We start from the raw sequence: 14,777 nt of genomic DNA, 5'->3' as shown, positions 1-14,777 counted from the left end.
ACCGCCCTCACCCCCACGGCAGCCAGGCCCGCACCCGGAACCCGCCGTCCTCCCCGGTCCCGTGCTCCAGCCGTCCCCCGGCCAGCGTCGCCCGCTCGGTGAGGCCGATCAGGCCCTGTCCCGAGCCGGGGACGGCCGGTACGTCGCCCTCGGGGGCGGGGTTGTGCACGGTCACCGCGAGCCCCTCCCCCGGCGCTCCGGTGACGCAGACCGTGACCTCCGTGCCGGGCGCGTGCTTGCGGGCGTTGGTCAGGCCCTCCTGGGCGATGCGGTACGCGGTGCGGCCGACGGAGGCGGGGACGGCGGTGGGGTCGCCGACGCGGTTGTCGAGGACGACCTTCATACCGGCCTCGCACGATTCGGCGACCAGCGCGGAGATCGCGGCGAGCGTCGGCTGGGGCCGCCCGCTCTCCTCGTTCTCGCCCGCGCGCAGTACGCCGATGATCTCCCGCAGGTCCTGCAACGCCTCGTGGGCGCTCTCCCGGATGACACCCGCCGCCCGCGCGATCTCCTCGCGGGGTGCGTCGGGGCGGAACTCCAGGGCGCCCGCGTGCACGCTCAGCAGCGTCAGCCGGTGGGCGAGGACGTCGTGCATCTCCCGGGCGATGGCCTCGCGCGCGAGGCGTTGCGCCTGTTCCGCGCGCAGTCGTGCCTCGGTCTCGGCGCGCTGTGCGCGGTCGCGCAGGCTGACCATCAGCTGCCGCTTCGACCGTACGAACATGCCCCAGCCGATGACCGTGACGGTGAGCAGGGTCGTGAAGGCGACGATGCCCGCGTAGGGCAGGTCGGGGTCGGGGCGCAGCCAGAAGAAGAACGGGATCAGGACGAGGTTGGCGCCGCCGATCCAGGCCACGTAGCGGAACGGCCGGTGCACGGCGACGGTGAACAGGGCGACCATGGCGGCGCCGCCCGCGGTGTTGGACAGCAGGCCCACGGGGATCATGGCGACGGCGAGGCCGACCGGCCAGCGGCGGCGCCCCCAGAGGGCGGCGCAGGCGAGCGCGCCGAACACCTGGTCGACGGCGATGAAGCCCGACGAGAGGCCCGGATCGTCGGCCACGCTCTGGGCGCCGGCGATGCCGACCACCGAGGCCAGCAGGAAGGCGCTGAAGTCGACCACCCAGTCGCGTGCGGTGCGCCGCGGTCGGCGCCCTGCCGCCGTGGCGTCCGGATCGAGGTCGTGGAGCACGGCGGACGGGAACAGCCATCTGCGGCCGGTGATCGTCTGCGGTGCGGGGGCCGGCTTGTCTGAACTCACAGTCGACAAATCTATGCGCGGCGGGGCCGGGCCACCGCCTTCCGTACGAGATCGGCGACCAAAGTCTCGCCGCCATGGACTTTCGGCGCGCCCGTCGGCGTCAAGGACCATCCTGCGGCGGGCATGCCTCGCCCCGCGGCCGATGCGGGTGGGGGGACCGCGGGGCGAGGGTGGTGCCATGAAACAGCTGCTGGAACTTCTCGGTCTTCTCGCGCTGGTGCAGGGTGTGATGGGCCTGCTGCACGAGTTCACCCACTGGCATGTGGGCCTCGTGCAGAAGCTCGGTTTCCTCGACGGCTACGGGGTCTACGCGAGCGTCGCACTGGTGGTGCTGGCGATCGCGCTGTTCGCCGCCGCGGAGAGTCGGAAGTCCGGCTGACCGCGGACCGGGCTCCCGGCCGGTCGCGCTGTTCCCTCGACGACGGCCGAGCGGGGGAAGTCGCTCAGCAGCCGAAGTCGATCAGGTCGAAGGTGACGTAGTGGTCCGCGGTGTAGTAGTCCTCCTGGGACCGCTGACCGGTGACGATGCGCTTGGCTCCGCGGGTGGACGAGCCCGGCGTCTTGACCGTGTACTCGTGGTAGTAGCCGGACGACTGACTGGGCAGCACGCCTTCCTGGTTCCGGAAGACGGTGCCGTCCTGCGAGTACGGGAAGGGCCCGCCCGCGTCGATCAGGTCGAGCGTGTCGTACGCCTGGGACGGCAGGTCGCTGTAGCAGATGCTGCCGACCGAGGCCGCGGCGGCGTCCGCCGTGGTGACGGAGACCGTGCCGCCGACCAGAAGTGCGGACAGGACGGCGGCAGCGGCACCGATGCGGGTGATTCGTGGGGGGAATCTCATGCCCTCCATGATGACGCGCGTAGACCATGGCATGTCAATGACAACTCCGGAGATTTTCCCGTCAAGTCCGATGAGTTTTCCGCGAGTTAACGTGGCGCCGCAGGTCCCCACACAGCCCCCACAAGCATCCTCTCGTCTTGACGCCATGGGGTGGATACGAACCTTTTCGACACGATCGAGTGGCTAGCACCTATTCGCGGCAACCGCACGGCTCCTCCGCATGTCACACACCTCGCATTCAACGCGGCATGTGTCAGGAGGAACCATGAGCCACCCGCAGGACCCACAGCAGCCCGGATGGGGCGGACCGCAGCAGCCGTACGGGCAGCCGCCCTTCCAGCCGCAGCCGCCGAAGAAGAGAGGGGTGGGGAAGATCGTGGGCTTCGGCTGTCTCGGCCTGGTGGGCGTCATCGTCCTGTTCGGCGTCATCGGAGCGCTGCTCAGCAACGGCTCCGATTCGAAGGACTCCAGCGGCTCCAACGACGTCGAGCCGACCGCCTCCACGCCGAAGAAGGACAAGCCGGCGGCTGCGAACACGGCGGAGAACAACGAGAAGAAGGCCGAGAAGCAGGTCGTCGTCTTCAAGGTGTGGGGTACCGCACCCGCCGGTGCCCTCGGTCCGCTGGACATCACCTACGGCTCGGACTCCGACAACCGCAAGGGCGAGTTCGCGAACGGCAAGTTCGAGGCGACGCTGCCTCTGAACAAAGACGCGCTCTACTACAACGTCACGGCCCAGCTCCAGGGCTCGGGTGACATCAACTGCTCGGTCACCGTCGAGGGCCACTCGAAGAAGGGGCACGCGTCCGGCGGGTACAACCTGTGCACCGCGCAGCTGAGTTCCGGGCTGCTCGGCGGCTGGGACTGATGCGGCCCGCAGGGCATCGCCCCGGGTCGCCGTCAGGCGTTGTCCGGGAGTTCGTACGAGCCGTACTCCGGGCGGCCCGCCAGGTCGTACGACTGGATCGAGACGCCGGTCGTGGTGATGGTGCCGCCCGTGTGCGTGAACCTCCTCGGTAGCGCGCCCTCCGCGAAGAGGCGGAAGCCGGAGCCGAGGACGACCGGGAAGGTCAGCAGGTGGAGGGTGTCGACCAGGTCGAGGGCGAGCAGGGACTGGACGAGGGCGCCGCTGCCGTGGACCTGGACCTCGCCGTCGGTGCGCTCTTTGAGGGCCGTGACCTCCTTGGCGAGGTCGCCGTCCAGGACGGTGGTGCCGGACCAGGCGGGGTCGGTCAGGGTGGACGAGGGGACGTACTTCGGCAGGGCGTTGAGCTTGGCCGCGATCGGGTCCGCGGGGTCGGTCACCTTCGGCCAGTGCGAGGCGAAGATGTCGTACGTGCGCCGGCCCAGGAGGAACGCGCCGGGGCGTTCGAACACCTCGGTGACGAACCGGCCGAAGTCGTCGTCGCCGAACGGGAAACTCCAGCCGCCGTGCTCGAAGCCGCCCCGGGAATCCTCCGAGGGGCCGCCGGGAGCCTGGTAGACGCCGTCGAGGGTGACGAAGATCGTGGAGACGAGCTTGCCCATGGCTGGTGCCTGCTTCCTGGTGCGGGGTCTGTTGTCATCACCTCAGACCCCGCGGACCCCCGCAACTCATCGGCCTAGCCGGCGTGCGTCGAGAAGAGGCCGCCCGTCGGACCCTGCTTGTCACCGCCCTGCGCCTTCTTGAGGGCGTTGGCCAGGCTCTCGATGGTGAGGGACTGCAGGATCACCTGTCCGTTGCCCTCCAGGGTCGCCAGGGACAGGCCCTCGCCGCCGAAGACGGCGTTCATCAGACCCTGGCGGTTGAGGCCGCCGACGCGCTGGACGCCGTACTGGATGCCCTCCTCGAAGGCGACGACGCAGCCCGTGTCGACCTCGATACGGCCGCCGAAGTCGGCCGGGTTGAGGTCGATGAAGTTGCCCGCGCCGGCGATGATCACCGTGCCCTGCCCGGTGAACTTCTCCAGGACGAAGCCCTCACCGCCGCTCATGCCGGTGCGGCCGCCCTGGAAGGCGATGCCGAAGTCGACGCTCGACTCGGCCGCCACGAACGCGTCCTTCTCGGCGAACCACGCGCGCGTGCCGTTCAGCTCCAGGGCGCGCATCTCGCCGGGCAGCACGCCCGCGAAACCGACCGTGCCCTCGCCGCCCTGGGAGGTGAAGTACTGGAACGCCAGCGACTCGCCCGCGAGGGCGCGCTGGCCGACCTGCATGGCCGTGCCCATGGCCTGGCGGAGCATGCCGCCCATGCCGCCGGCGCCCTGGGGCTGGCCGCCACCGCTGTTCGACGGACCGGAGAGACGCGTCTCCATGGTCACGTTCGTCGTCTTGAACAGGAACTTGCCCGCCTCGCAGTACACGGTCTGACCGGGGCGCAGGCTGACGACCGCCATCTGCATGGCGTTGCCGACAATCTCTTGCTGAAGAGTCACGCACATCACAACGCGTGAGATGGAGCGAATGGTTCCGTCCATACGGCTTCGATCGTCTGGTTCCGGCCATACGATTCCGGCCGCGCGACCTCGGTGTCCGTTGGCCGCCGGTACCGGGGGCTCGGGGCGGCTGGGATGGAGCCATGACGACGACACGGAGCACGGCTCACGGAACCCTCGACAACAAGGTCGCCCTGGTCACCGGCGGCAGCCGTGGCATCGGCGCGGCCACGGCGGTACGGCTCGCGCGGGAGGGCGCGGACGTGGCCCTGACCTACGTGAACGGCAAGGAGGCGGCCGAGGACGTCGTACGACGGGTCGAGGCGCTCGGGCGGCGGGCGGTGGCCCTGCGGGCGGACTCGGCGGATCCGGCGGAGGCGGCCGGCGCGGTGGAGCGTACGGCCGAGGAGTTGGGCGGGCTCGACGTGCTGGTGAACAACGCGGGCGTGGGCGTCCTGGGCCCGCTGGAGGGCCTCTCGCTCGCCGACGTGGACCGGGTGCTGGCGGTGAACGTCCGGGGCGTGTTCCTGACCTCGCAGGCGGCCGCCGCGCGGATGCCGGCGGGCGGCCGGATCATCACGATCGGCACGTGCATGACGCAGCGGGTCCCCGGTCCCGGCGGCACCCTGTACGCGACGAGCAAGTCGGCGCTGATCGGCCTGACCAAGGCCCTCGCCCGTGAGCTGGGCGCCCGCGGGATCACCGCGAACATCGTCCACCCCGGCCCGACCGACACCGACATGAACCCGGCCGACGGCCCGCACGCCCCCGCCCAGGCCGCCATGACGGCCCTCGGCCGCTTCGGGACGGCGGACGAGGTGGCGGCCACGGTGGCGTATCTGGCGGGGGCGGACTATGTCACGGGCGCGGAGGTCTCGGTGGACGGAGGCCACTCGGCGTGACGGTCAGGTGAGCGTCTCTCGGACCAGCACGGTCAGGCGCCCAACTCCCGATGGCGTGCCGCCAGGCTCGTTGCGCCCTTCTCCGTCAGCGACCCGAACAACCGCAAGCGCGAGATCCCGCCGTCGGGATAGATGTCCACGCGTGCGTGGGTGCCGACGGCCGGGGTCGGGAGGACGAAGCGGTGGTTGGTGTCGGGCTGGAGGCGGGTGCGCGGGAGGATCTCCGTCCAGCCGTCGTCCCCGGCTTCCGTGCCGCTCTCGGCGTCCCGCACCGAGACCGACGCCCAGCCCGCGCTGTTGCCCTTGAGGTACGCCGTGTCGATCTCGATCGCGCGGATCTGGGACTGGGCGGCGAGGCGGTAGCGGATCCAGTCGTTGCCCTGGTCGCGGCGGCGCCGGGTCTCCCAGCCGTCGTCCATCTTGCGCGAGCGGCCCGGCTGGATGGTGTTGCTCGCCGGGGAGTAGAAGAGGTTCGACGCGTCCTCGGCCCGGCCGCCGTTCTCCAGGGCGACGACGTCGAACGTGCCCAGGACGGCAAGCCAGTTGGGGTCCGGGACGACCTCGCCGTACACGCGCAGGCGGGCGATGCCGCCGTCGGGGTGCTGGTTGACGCGGAGGTGGGTGAAGCGCTGCTCGGCCGAGACGGAGAAACCATTCTCCGCGTGCCCGCCGACCGGCGTGCGCGGCACGAGGGTCGTCCACTTCACGTCGTCCGACAGCAGTTGCTCCGGCGACGGGGAACCCGCCACGGAGGCACCCTCGACCGACACGGCCTGGGGGTAGTTGCCGCGGAAGTGGGCCGTGTCGACGACGATCCCGCGGATGACACCGGGCGCGCCCAGGCGCACCAGCGCCCAGTCGTGGTCCTCGGCCGTCGGCCACGGGTGCTCGGCCGAGGCGCCCCGGCGGCGGCGCGTCTCCCAGCCGTCCATGATCTTGCCCTTGTGCCCGAAGTGCTCGGGGTCGAACTCGGCCCGCTCGGGCACCAGGAGGTTCTCGCGCTGGGCGAAGAACTCGTCGTTGGCGGCGATCACACCGGCACCGAGCCGCCGGTCGGCGAGGTTGGCGTACTGGGTGAAGGGGAGGTCGGCGGTGCGGTAGTCCGCGTACGGGTCGCCGCCTCCGTACGGGTTCGCGTCGCCGGTGAAGTGAGTCGAGGAAGCCGAGGAAGACTGGCTCTGCGCCGTCACGATGATCTGGTGTCCTTTCGAGGGTCGGCCGCTGCGGGTGCGGTGAATCAGGGGGTACGGGTCAGCAGTTGTCCCTTCGGATCGGTGAACTCGCCGTCAGCGACGATGCGTCGGCCGCGCAGCCAGGTGGACTTCACGACGCCGTGCAGGGTCTTGCCCGCGTACGCGGTGACGCGGTTGCGGTGCTGGAGGGCAGCCGGGTCCACGGTGAACGTCTCGTCGGGCGCGAGGACCGCGAAGTCGGCGTCGCGGCCCGCCTCGATGGCGCCCTTGCGGTCAAGACCCACCAGTCCGGCGGTCCTTGACGACATCCAGCGCACCACGTCCTCCAGGCCGTGACCCCGCTTGCGGGCCTCCGTCCACACCGCCGCGAGGCTCAGCTGGAGGCCGGAGATACCGCCCCAGGCGGTCGCGAAGTCGTCGGTCTTCAGGTCGGCCGTGGACGGCGAGTGGTCGGTGACCACGCAGTCGATCGTGCCGTCGGCCAGCGCCTGCCACAGCAGATCCTGGTTGGCCGACTCACGGATGGGCGGGCAGCACTTGAACTCGCTGGCCCCGTCCGGGACTTCCTCGGCGGTGAGGGTGAGGTAGTGCGGGCAGGTCTCGACGGTGAGGCGCACGCCGTCGGCCTTCGCGGCGGCGATCAGCGGCAGCGCGTCGGACGAGGACAGGTGCAGCACGTGCACGCGCGCGTCCAACCGCCTCGCCTGGGCGATGAGTTGGGCGATCGCCGTGTCCTCCGCGTCCCGCGGCCGCGACGCGAGGAAGTCGGCGTACTTCGGGCCGCCCTGCTGCGGGGCCGCGTCCAGGTGGTGCGGGTCCTCGGCGTGCACGATGAGCAGGCCGCCGAAGGAGGCGATCTCGGCCAGGGACAGGGCGAGTCGCTCCTGGTCCAGGTGCGGGAACTCGTCCACGCCGGACGGCGACAGGAACGCCTTGAAGCCGAAGACGCCGGCCTCGTGCAGCGGGCGCAGGTCCTTGACGTTGTCGGGCAGGGCGCCGCCCCAGAAGCCGACGTCGACATGGGCCTTGGCGGCGGCGACCGCCTGCTTCGTACGGAGGTTGTCGACCGTCGTGGTCGGCGGGAGGGAGTTGAGGGGCATGTCGACGAGGGTGGTGATGCCGCCGGCCGCCGCCGCGCGCGTGGCGGTCCAGAAGCCCTCCCACTCGGTGCGGCCGGGGTCGTTGACGTGCACGTGCGTGTCGACCAGGCCGGGCAGCAGGACGTCGTCGCCGAGGTCCTCCAGCCGGGCACCGGAGGGCACTTCGGCGTCGTACGGGAGGACGGCCGTGATCGTGCCGGAGGCGACCGCGACCGAGGCGGCGCGTGTCCCCTCGGGTGTGATGACGCGCGTCGAGCGCAGCACCAGTTCTACGTCGGACACCCGGACCCCTCTCTGCCGGCGTTTACTTCCGCGTAACGGAATTCAACTTTCTGTTGAAGGAGTCTTCACTCCCGCTCCCGAGCCGTCAAGGGCACACTTGTCGACAAGGATGGCTGGGCGCACACTCTGGACGTTTCCACAAAGCGGAATTAGACTTCCGTAAAGCAGAACGTAGCTACGCACCACCAGGGAGTCAACCGACCGACGGGTAGGCTTCAGCCCTTCCTGCCAGTCCCGAAAGGAACGCGCCGTGCCGACGTCCAGCGCCAGCACCACCGACTCCACCAAGTCCACGACCGGTGGGGTCCAGTCACTGGAGCGCGCCTTCGATCTGCTGGAACGGATGGCCGACGCGGGCGGCGAGGTCGGACTCAGCGAGCTCTCCGCGAGCAGCGGGCTGCCGCTGCCCACCATCCACCGTCTCATGCGCACGCTCGTGGCCTGCGGTTACGTCCGCCAGCAGGCCAATCGCCGGTACGCGCTCGGTCCGCGCCTGATCCGTCTCGGCGAGTCCGCCTCGCGCCTGCTCGGCACCTGGGCCCGCCCGTATCTGGCCCGCCTGGTCGAGGAGACCGGCGAGACGGCGAACATGGCGCTGCTGGACGGGGACGAGATCGTCTACGTCGCCCAGGTGCCGTCCAAGCACTCGATGCGCATGTTCACCGAGGTCGGCCGGCGCGTCCTGCCGCACTCCACGGGCGTGGGCAAGGCCCTGCTCGCCGACGTCCCCGACGACGAGGTCCGCGCCCTGCTCTCCCGTACCGGCATGCCCGCCGCGACGGAGAAGACGATCACGACGCCCGACGGCTTCCTGGCCGCCCTCGCGGAGGTGCGCGGCCTCGGCTACGCGGTCGACGACAACGAGCAGGAGATCGGCGTCCGCTGCCTCGCGGTCTCCGTGCCCAACTCCCCCACCGCCGCGGCCATTTCGATCTCGGGACCGGCCGGCCGGGTCACCGAGGTGGCGACGGACAGGATCGTGCCGGTGCTCCAGCAGGTGGCCGGGGAGCTGTCCCTGGCGCTGGCCAACCAGGCCCAGGCATGACCGAGCCGGTGTACTGGCCCGGCCGGTACACCGACCGGCACGGCTCGGAGGACATCGTCTTCGAGTCGGACGGCCGGGACGTGATCCGTACGACGATCCGGGGCGTCCTCTTCGAGAGCGACAGCGTGGCCGACCTGGGCGCGCTGAGCGGCGAGCCGCCCGAGCAGGCGTTCTCGTTCCTCGACGGGGGGCTGTGCGAGTGCCTCCTGGAGTGGGAGGTGCCCATGCCGGTCGAGGTCAGAGGCAGCGGGGTGCGCCCTGCGGTGCTGCACTGCTCACTGCGGCTCGGGGCGCCGGCCGGACCGGGGAAGGGCCTGGACGCCGAGACGTTGACCACGACTCTGCGCCTCGACGGGCACGAGTACCGCAACGCGAACGGCCAGGACGACTTCGAGGACGCGCTGCACGAGGTCCAGCGTCAACTGCCGCGCGCGGCACGGCTCAAGGCGTGCGTCTCGTGCGCGTGGTCCGACTACCACCCCGTCGGCCACAGCCTGATGGGCGGCCTCGCCTGCTTCCGAGACGTCAAGGACCTCTACCGGCTGGTCGACGGCAAGCACGGGCCGCACGGCATCCTCACGGTCTGGCAGTCGCGCACCGAGTTCGTCCAGGAGACCTGGCTCTGCGGGGAGTTCGAGCATCGGACCGGAGACCGGGGCTACCGGGGCCGGTTCCCGGCCCGCAGGTTCTGAGACCGGCGCGGTCGGGCATCAGCCGCGGGCTTCGATCTTCAGGTCGCCGCGGGCCACCCTGCGGATGTGATCACTGGCGAGCAGGTCGTGCGGGTAGCCGAGTGCGATCGTGCTCGCCTCGTCGAGGCGGGCCGACTGGGAGGCGCTGAAGTCGACCTCCAACGCACCCAGATTGTCCTCCAGTTGCCCGGTCGTGCGGGCCCCGATGATCGGTGCCGTCACGCCCGGCTGCCGCAGGGTCCAGGCGAGCCCGACCTGCGCGGGTGTGCGGCCCAGCTCCGTGGCGATCTCCTTCACCACGTCGGCGATCGCGAGGTTGCGTTCGGTGACCATGCCCAGGCCGGCGTTGAAGCTCTTGCGGGTGCTCTCCCCTGGCGCAGCCGTCGTCGCGGTCAGGTCGGCGCGGCGGTACTTGCCGGTGAGCAGGCCGCCCGCCAGCGGTGAGTACGGCGTGACACCCAGCCCCATCTCCCGTGCCATGGGGATGAGATCGCGTTCCGCGGCCCGGTTGACGAGGTTGTACTCGATCTGTAGCCCGACCAGCGGCGACCAGCCCCGCAGGTCGGCGATCGCCTGCATGCGCGAGATCTGCCAGGCCGGCGTGTTGGAGATCGCCACGTACAGGACCTTGCCCTGGCGGACCAGGTCGTCCATGCCGCGCAGGATCTCCTCGACCGGCGTGGCGAAGTCCCACACGTGCAGGTGGAGAAGATCGAGGTAGTCCGTGTTCAGCCGCCGGAGACTGGCCTCCACCGAGGCGAACATGCTCTTGCGGTGGCTTCCCGCGGAGTTCGGGTCGCCGGGCCGGCGCAGCGTCGTGTACTTCGTCGCCAGCACGAGGCTCTCGCGGTGGTCGCGGGTGAACTCGCCCAGCTGACGCTCGGAGCTGCCGTCGGTGTAGGTGTTCGCGGTGTCGAGGAAGTTGCCGCCGCGCTCGACGTAGGTGTCGAACAGCTTGCGTGCCTCGTCCTTGTCGGCGCCCCAGCCGGACTCGGTGCCGAAGGTCGCCGTGCCCAGCGCGAGCGGGGAGACCCGCAGTCCGGAGCGGCCGAGCAGCCGGTGGCTGTCGAGAGTGAGCGACATCGTGTCCTCCTGCTTGTGATCCGTTGTCGACAGCGAGTCTGTGACCGCGGCGAGGCAGGGGTAAGGGAAGGACGATCCTGGGAAGAGCCGTCCTACCCTGGCTGTTGGACCGATCATGACGATCTCCACGGTGGACAGGAACCAGGAGCTGGCCGCGTTCCTGAGGACCCGGCGGGAACGCCTGGATCCGCGGGACTTCGGCCTGCCGGCGCGTCGGCGGTCCCGGCGGACCCCGGGGCTGCGCCGCGAGGAGGTCGCCGAACTGGCGGGGGTCAGCGTCGACTACGTCGTACGGCTGGAACAGGCGCGTGGGCTGCGGCCCTCCGCGGACGTGGTGGAGGCGCTGGCCCGGGCGCTGCGCCTGGCCCCCGACGAGCGCGCCTACCTCTTCGACCTGACCGTGCGGCGCCCGCGCGACGCCGACAGGCTCGCCACCGCCGCGGCGCAGCCGTTGGCCCGGCTGGTCGCCGACCTGTCACCGCTGCCGGCCATGCTCCTGAACCACCGCTACGACATCCTGGCCTGGAACGGCGAAATGGCCGGACTGCTGGTGGATTTCGACACCCTGCCGCGGGCGCAGCGCAATTCGATGTGGCTGTGCCTGATGCACCCGCGGGTCCGTGAGCTCTACCTCGATCGCGAACGCGTGGTGCGCGAAGGGATCGCCCATCTGCGCGCCGCGTGGGCCGCGCACCCGGACGACCGGGCGCTGACCGGTCTCATCGCCCGATTCAGCGCCGGTGACGAGGACTTCGCGCGGTTGTGGGCCGAGCAGGACGTCAAGGTCAGCGGGCGCGGACGCAAGGTGATGCGGCACCCCGAAGTCGGTGTGATCACCGTGCAGTTCGAAACCCTCAAGCCGCTCCAGGATCCGGACCAGCTGCTGGTGATCTACCGTGCCGCGGACGAGGAAAGCCAGTCGGCCCTGGACCGGCTGCGCGCACGGTGACCGGGGAAAGCACATGGTGACCGGGGCACTCGCACGGTGACCAAGGCACGCGCACGGTGGCCAGGGAGACGGTCCTCAGCCCCGCCCGCGCGGCGGCTCGCCGAACAGCTCCACCGCGTCCCGTACGTCCGACAGTCCCCGGGCCAGCGCGCTGACCGATCCGATCGATCCCGCGATGAGTAACAGGGAGCGGCGCAGCCGCGGGATCTCGGGGGTGCCGTCGATCGTCATCGCGGCGAGGGCGGCGAGTTCGTCCTCGGCGATGCCCCGGTCGGGGAACTCCGCGGGGTGCGTGGCGAGTTGGCGGCGCAGCCGGGACACGGCGGTCCGCAGTCCCGCCACTCTTGGGTCCTCACCACTGCCGGTCACTGGTCTCTGCCCCAAGCTCCGCAACACAGCTCTCCCCCCGCGCACGCCGTTGTGCGCCTCTACGTCGTGATCCTGCCGAGCTCCCCCGTGGCGTTGGTCGGGCGCCGGGAGACGCGGGTCAGTAAACGCCACCCAATGCGGGGCGCGCCACTGCGCGGACCGAAATTCAACCGTTGGAAACCGGGCACTCGCGCGGGCGTCGGGTAGGGGGTCGGGAACGGCCTCAGGTATGCAGGACGCATGACGGAGAAAGAAGACGGCGTGATCGCACTTCTGCTCGCCGCGGGCGGCGGCCGACGGCTCGGCGGGCGGCCCAAGGCGCTGCTCGAACACCGGGGCCGGCCGCTCGTCGAACACGCGGTCGGCGTGCTGCGCGCCGCCGGCTGCGCGCGCGTGCACGTGGTGCTCGGCGCGCGGGCGGCGGACGTACGCGCGCGTGCCGATCTGACCGGCTGCGTCCTGGTGGACAACCCGGACTGGGCCGAGGGCATGGGCGGTTCGCTGCGGGCGGGACTCGATTCGCTCGCCGGAACGGGCGCTGCGGGCGTACTGGTCTCACTGGTCGACCAGCCCGGGATCGGTCCGGCGGCGGTCGCCCGTGTGCTGGCGGCCCACCGGGACCGTACGTCGCTGGTCTCGGCGGCGTACGACGGTGCGCGCGGGCATCCCGTGCTGTTCGGGGCCGCCCACTGGGCCGGTGTCGCGGCGAGCGCGACCGGGGACCGCGGTGCGCGCGCCTACCTCAAGGCGCACGAGGAAGCGATCACGCTCGTCGAGTGCGGGGATGTGGCCGAGCCGTACGACATCGACACCGAGGCCGACCTGGTCCACCTTGACCGAACGGCCCACCGTGAGTGAGCGGCCCACCTTGAGTGATCACGGTGGCACTGAGCGCCACGTTCCCTCGATCCGAAGAATCTCGATATCAACAAACCATTGAAGTTCCACAATGAGGAAACTAGTATCCACTGCTCAGAAACACGTTGAGAAGGAAGTGACAGCTCATGTCCGCACCAGCGCCGTCCCCGCTGGCCATCGTCGACGCCGAGCCCCTGCCCCGGCAGGAGGAGGTCCTCACCGACGCGGCCCTCGCCTTCGTGGCCGAGCTGCACCGGCGGTTCTCACCGCGCCGCGCGGAACTCCTCGCCCGCCGTGCCGAGCGCCGCGCCGAGATCGCCCGCACCTCCACGCTCGACTTCCTCCCGGAGACGGCCGCGATCCGCGCCGACGACTCCTGGCGGGTGGCCCCCTCCCCCGCGGCCCTGAACGACCGCCGGGTCGAGATCACCGGCCCCACCGACCGCAAGATGACCATCAACGCCCTCAACTCGGGCGCCAAGGTGTGGCTCGCGGACTTCGAGGACGCCTCCGCGCCGACCTGGGAGAACGTGATCCTCGGCCAGGTCAACCTGATCGACGCGTACACGCGGAACATCGACTTCACGGACGCGGGCTCCGGCAAGTCGTACGCGCTCAAGGACGAGGCCGAGCTGGCCACCGTCGTCATGCGTCCGCGCGGCTGGCATCTGAACGAGCGGCACCTCCAGGTCGACGGCGAGCAAGTGCCGGGCGCCTTCGTCGACTTCGGGCTGTACTTCTTCCACAACGCCCAGCGCCTGCTCGACCTCGGCAAGGGGCCGTACTTCTATCTCCCCAAGACCGAGTCGCACCTCGAAGCTCGGTTGTGGAACGACGTGTTCGTCTTCGCGCAGGACTACGTCGGCGTCCCGCAGGGCAGCGTCCGCGCGACCGTCCTGATCGAGACCATCACGGCCGCGTACGAGATGGAGGAGATCCTCTACGAACTCCGCGACCACGCCTCGGGGTTGAACGCGGGGCGCTGGGACTACCTGTTCTCCATCGTGAAGAACTTCCGTGACGGCGGCACCAGGTTCGTCCTCCCGGACCGCAACGCGGTGACGATGACGGCCCCGTTCATGCGGGCGTACACCGAACTCCTCGTCCGCACCTGCCACAAGCGCGGCGCGCACGCGATCGGGGGCATGGCGGCCTTCATCCCCTCCCGCCGGGACGCCGAGGTCAACAAGGTCGCCTTCGAGAAGGTCCGCGCCGACAAGGACCGTGAGGCGAACGACGGTTTCGACGGCTCCTGGGTCGCCCACCCCGACCTGGTCCCGATCGCCCTGGAGTCCTTCGACCGGGTCCTCGGCGACAGGCCGAACCAGAAGGACCGGCTGCGCGAGGACGTCCACGTCGAGGCCGCCGACCTGATCGCGATCGACTCGCTGAAGGCGAAGCCGACGTACCCGGGTCTCGTCAACGCCGTTCAGGTCGGCATCCGTTACATCGAGGCCTGGCTGCGCGGTCTCGGCGCGGTCGCCATCTTCAACCTCATGGAGGACGCGGCCACCGCGGAGATCTCCCGCTCGCAGATCTGGCAGTGGATCAACGCGGGCGTCGAGTTCGAGAACGGCGAACTCGCCACCCCGGAGCTGGCCCGCAAGGTCGCCGCGGAAGAACTCTCCAACATCCGCACGGAGATCGGCGAGGAGGCCTTCGCGGCCGGCCACTGGCAGCAGGCCCACGACCTGCTGCTCCAGGTGTCCCTGGACGCCGACTACGCGGACTTCCTGACGCTGCCGGCGTACGAGCAGCTCAAGGGCTGACCGGCAGAAAACAGGTCAGGAAAC

16 protein-coding genes are annotated in these 14,777 nt (G+C 70.5%); 8 read left to right on the top strand and 8 right to left on the bottom strand.

What is annotated here, in order from left to right; genetic code table 11:
• Positions 1-7: 7 nt before the first annotated feature.
• Positions 8-1,267, bottom strand: a complete 1,260-nt coding sequence (locus ACWD5F_RS30465) for a sensor histidine kinase (protein ID WP_451259205.1) — start codon at positions 1,265-1,267, stop codon at positions 8-10.
• Positions 1,268-1,436: 169 nt separating this feature from the next.
• Here ACWD5F_RS30465 and ACWD5F_RS30460 point away from each other — a divergent pair, with 169 nt between their 5' ends.
• The gene (locus ACWD5F_RS30460) at positions 1,437-1,637 is read left to right on the top strand and encodes a hypothetical protein (RefSeq protein ID WP_401718258.1); all 201 of its coding nucleotides are present in this window, start codon (positions 1,437-1,439) and stop codon (positions 1,635-1,637) included.
• 64 nt (positions 1,638-1,701) lie between these two features.
• On the opposite strand, the gene ACWD5F_RS30455 is transcribed toward ACWD5F_RS30460, so the two are convergent.
• Complete coding sequence (locus ACWD5F_RS30455; RefSeq protein WP_451259203.1) at positions 1,702-2,097, bottom strand: ribonuclease domain-containing protein; 396 nt, start codon at positions 2,095-2,097, stop codon at positions 1,702-1,704.
• 265 nt (positions 2,098-2,362) lie between these two features.
• Between ACWD5F_RS30455 and ACWD5F_RS30450 the strand changes: the two genes are divergently transcribed.
• Positions 2,363-2,965 (top strand): hypothetical protein, encoded by a 603-nt coding sequence (locus ACWD5F_RS30450; RefSeq protein WP_451259201.1) that lies wholly within the window; start codon positions 2,363-2,365, stop codon positions 2,963-2,965.
• Between the two features lie 32 nt (positions 2,966-2,997).
• On the opposite strand, the gene ACWD5F_RS30445 is transcribed toward ACWD5F_RS30450, so the two are convergent.
• Positions 2,998-3,624, bottom strand: a complete 627-nt coding sequence (locus ACWD5F_RS30445; protein WP_451259199.1) for a dihydrofolate reductase family protein — start codon at positions 3,622-3,624, stop codon at positions 2,998-3,000.
• A 74-nt stretch (positions 3,625-3,698) separates the two neighbouring features.
• Positions 3,699-4,511: an AIM24 family protein gene (locus tag ACWD5F_RS30440; RefSeq protein ID WP_451259197.1), complete on the bottom strand. Its 813-nt coding sequence runs from the start codon at positions 4,509-4,511 to the stop codon at positions 3,699-3,701.
• 143 nt (positions 4,512-4,654) lie between these two features.
• On the opposite strand from ACWD5F_RS30440, the gene ACWD5F_RS30435 reads away from it, so the two are divergent.
• On the top strand, positions 4,655-5,413 hold the full coding sequence (locus ACWD5F_RS30435) for a 3-oxoacyl-ACP reductase family protein (protein ID WP_451259195.1): 759 nt from the start codon (positions 4,655-4,657) through the stop codon (positions 5,411-5,413).
• 32 nt (positions 5,414-5,445) lie between these two features.
• Here ACWD5F_RS30435 and alc read toward each other — a convergent pair whose 3' ends face one another.
• Positions 5,446-6,603, bottom strand: coding sequence for an allantoicase (alc, locus tag ACWD5F_RS30430; protein WP_451259193.1), 1,158 nt, complete (start codon positions 6,601-6,603; stop codon positions 5,446-5,448).
• Between the two features lie 47 nt (positions 6,604-6,650).
• Entirely contained in the window at positions 6,651-7,988 is a 1,338-nt protein-coding gene (allB, locus tag ACWD5F_RS30425) for an allantoinase AllB (RefSeq protein ID WP_451259191.1), read from the bottom strand.
• A gap of 250 nt (positions 7,989-8,238) precedes the next feature.
• On the opposite strand from allB, the gene ACWD5F_RS30420 reads away from it, so the two are divergent.
• Together ACWD5F_RS30420 and ACWD5F_RS30415 are read left to right on the top strand one after the other, a co-directional pair.
• Positions 8,239-9,033, top strand: coding sequence for an IclR family transcriptional regulator (locus tag ACWD5F_RS30420; protein WP_451259189.1), 795 nt, complete (start codon positions 8,239-8,241; stop codon positions 9,031-9,033).
• Positions 9,030-9,725, top strand: a complete 696-nt coding sequence (locus ACWD5F_RS30415; protein ID WP_451259187.1) for a DUF6304 family protein — start codon at positions 9,030-9,032, stop codon at positions 9,723-9,725. Before ACWD5F_RS30420 ends, ACWD5F_RS30415 begins: the two co-directional genes overlap by 4 nt.
• Before the next feature lie 18 nt (positions 9,726-9,743).
• Here the strand turns inward: ACWD5F_RS30415 and ACWD5F_RS30410 are convergent, their stop codons facing one another.
• Positions 9,744-10,808, bottom strand: a complete 1,065-nt coding sequence (locus tag ACWD5F_RS30410) for an aldo/keto reductase (RefSeq protein WP_451259185.1) — start codon at positions 10,806-10,808, stop codon at positions 9,744-9,746.
• 115 nt (positions 10,809-10,923) lie between these two features.
• Here ACWD5F_RS30410 and ACWD5F_RS30405 point away from each other — a divergent pair, with 115 nt between their 5' ends.
• Entirely contained in the window at positions 10,924-11,757 is an 834-nt protein-coding gene (locus tag ACWD5F_RS30405; RefSeq protein ID WP_451259183.1) for a helix-turn-helix transcriptional regulator, read from the top strand.
• 75 nt (positions 11,758-11,832) lie between these two features.
• Here the strand turns inward: ACWD5F_RS30405 and ACWD5F_RS30400 are convergent, their stop codons facing one another.
• Complete coding sequence (locus ACWD5F_RS30400) at positions 11,833-12,126, bottom strand: DUF5955 family protein (RefSeq protein WP_451259181.1); 294 nt, start codon at positions 12,124-12,126, stop codon at positions 11,833-11,835.
• Positions 12,127-12,366: 240 nt separating this feature from the next.
• Between ACWD5F_RS30400 and ACWD5F_RS30395 the strand changes: the two genes are divergently transcribed.
• Together ACWD5F_RS30395 and aceB are read left to right on the top strand one after the other, a co-directional pair.
• Complete coding sequence (locus ACWD5F_RS30395) at positions 12,367-12,984, top strand: nucleotidyltransferase family protein (RefSeq protein ID WP_451259179.1); 618 nt, start codon at positions 12,367-12,369, stop codon at positions 12,982-12,984.
• A gap of 146 nt (positions 12,985-13,130) precedes the next feature.
• Positions 13,131-14,753, top strand: a complete 1,623-nt coding sequence (aceB, locus tag ACWD5F_RS30390; RefSeq protein ID WP_451259177.1) for a malate synthase A — start codon at positions 13,131-13,133, stop codon at positions 14,751-14,753.
• Positions 14,754-14,777: the final 24 nt, after the last annotated feature.

This window comes from Streptomyces sp. NPDC002499 (genome assembly GCF_053595415.1).
Note: the sequence above shows the minus strand (reverse complement) of the source record. Positions and strands in the feature narration are given on the sequence as shown.

Coding starts and splice junctions, on each gene's coding strand:
- ACWD5F_RS30460 (WP_401718258.1), top strand. CDS start 1,437: ATGAAACAGCTGCTGGAACTTCTCGGTCTTCTCGCGCTGGTGCAGGGT.
- ACWD5F_RS30455 (WP_451259203.1), bottom strand. CDS start 2,097: ATGAGATTCCCCCCACGAATCACCCGCATCGGTGCCGCTGCCGCCGTC.
- ACWD5F_RS30405 (WP_451259183.1), top strand. CDS start 10,924: ATGACGATCTCCACGGTGGACAGGAACCAGGAGCTGGCCGCGTTCCTG.
- ACWD5F_RS30415 (WP_451259187.1), top strand. CDS start 9,030: ATGACCGAGCCGGTGTACTGGCCCGGCCGGTACACCGACCGGCACGGC.
- ACWD5F_RS30435 (WP_451259195.1), top strand. CDS start 4,655: ATGACGACGACACGGAGCACGGCTCACGGAACCCTCGACAACAAGGTC.
- ACWD5F_RS30450 (WP_451259201.1), top strand. CDS start 2,363: ATGAGCCACCCGCAGGACCCACAGCAGCCCGGATGGGGCGGACCGCAG.
- aceB (WP_451259177.1), top strand. CDS start 13,131: ATGTCCGCACCAGCGCCGTCCCCGCTGGCCATCGTCGACGCCGAGCCC.
- ACWD5F_RS30445 (WP_451259199.1), bottom strand. CDS start 3,624: ATGGGCAAGCTCGTCTCCACGATCTTCGTCACCCTCGACGGCGTCTAC.
- ACWD5F_RS30395 (WP_451259179.1), top strand. CDS start 12,367: ATGACGGAGAAAGAAGACGGCGTGATCGCACTTCTGCTCGCCGCGGGC.
- ACWD5F_RS30410 (WP_451259185.1), bottom strand. CDS start 10,808: ATGTCGCTCACTCTCGACAGCCACCGGCTGCTCGGCCGCTCCGGACTG.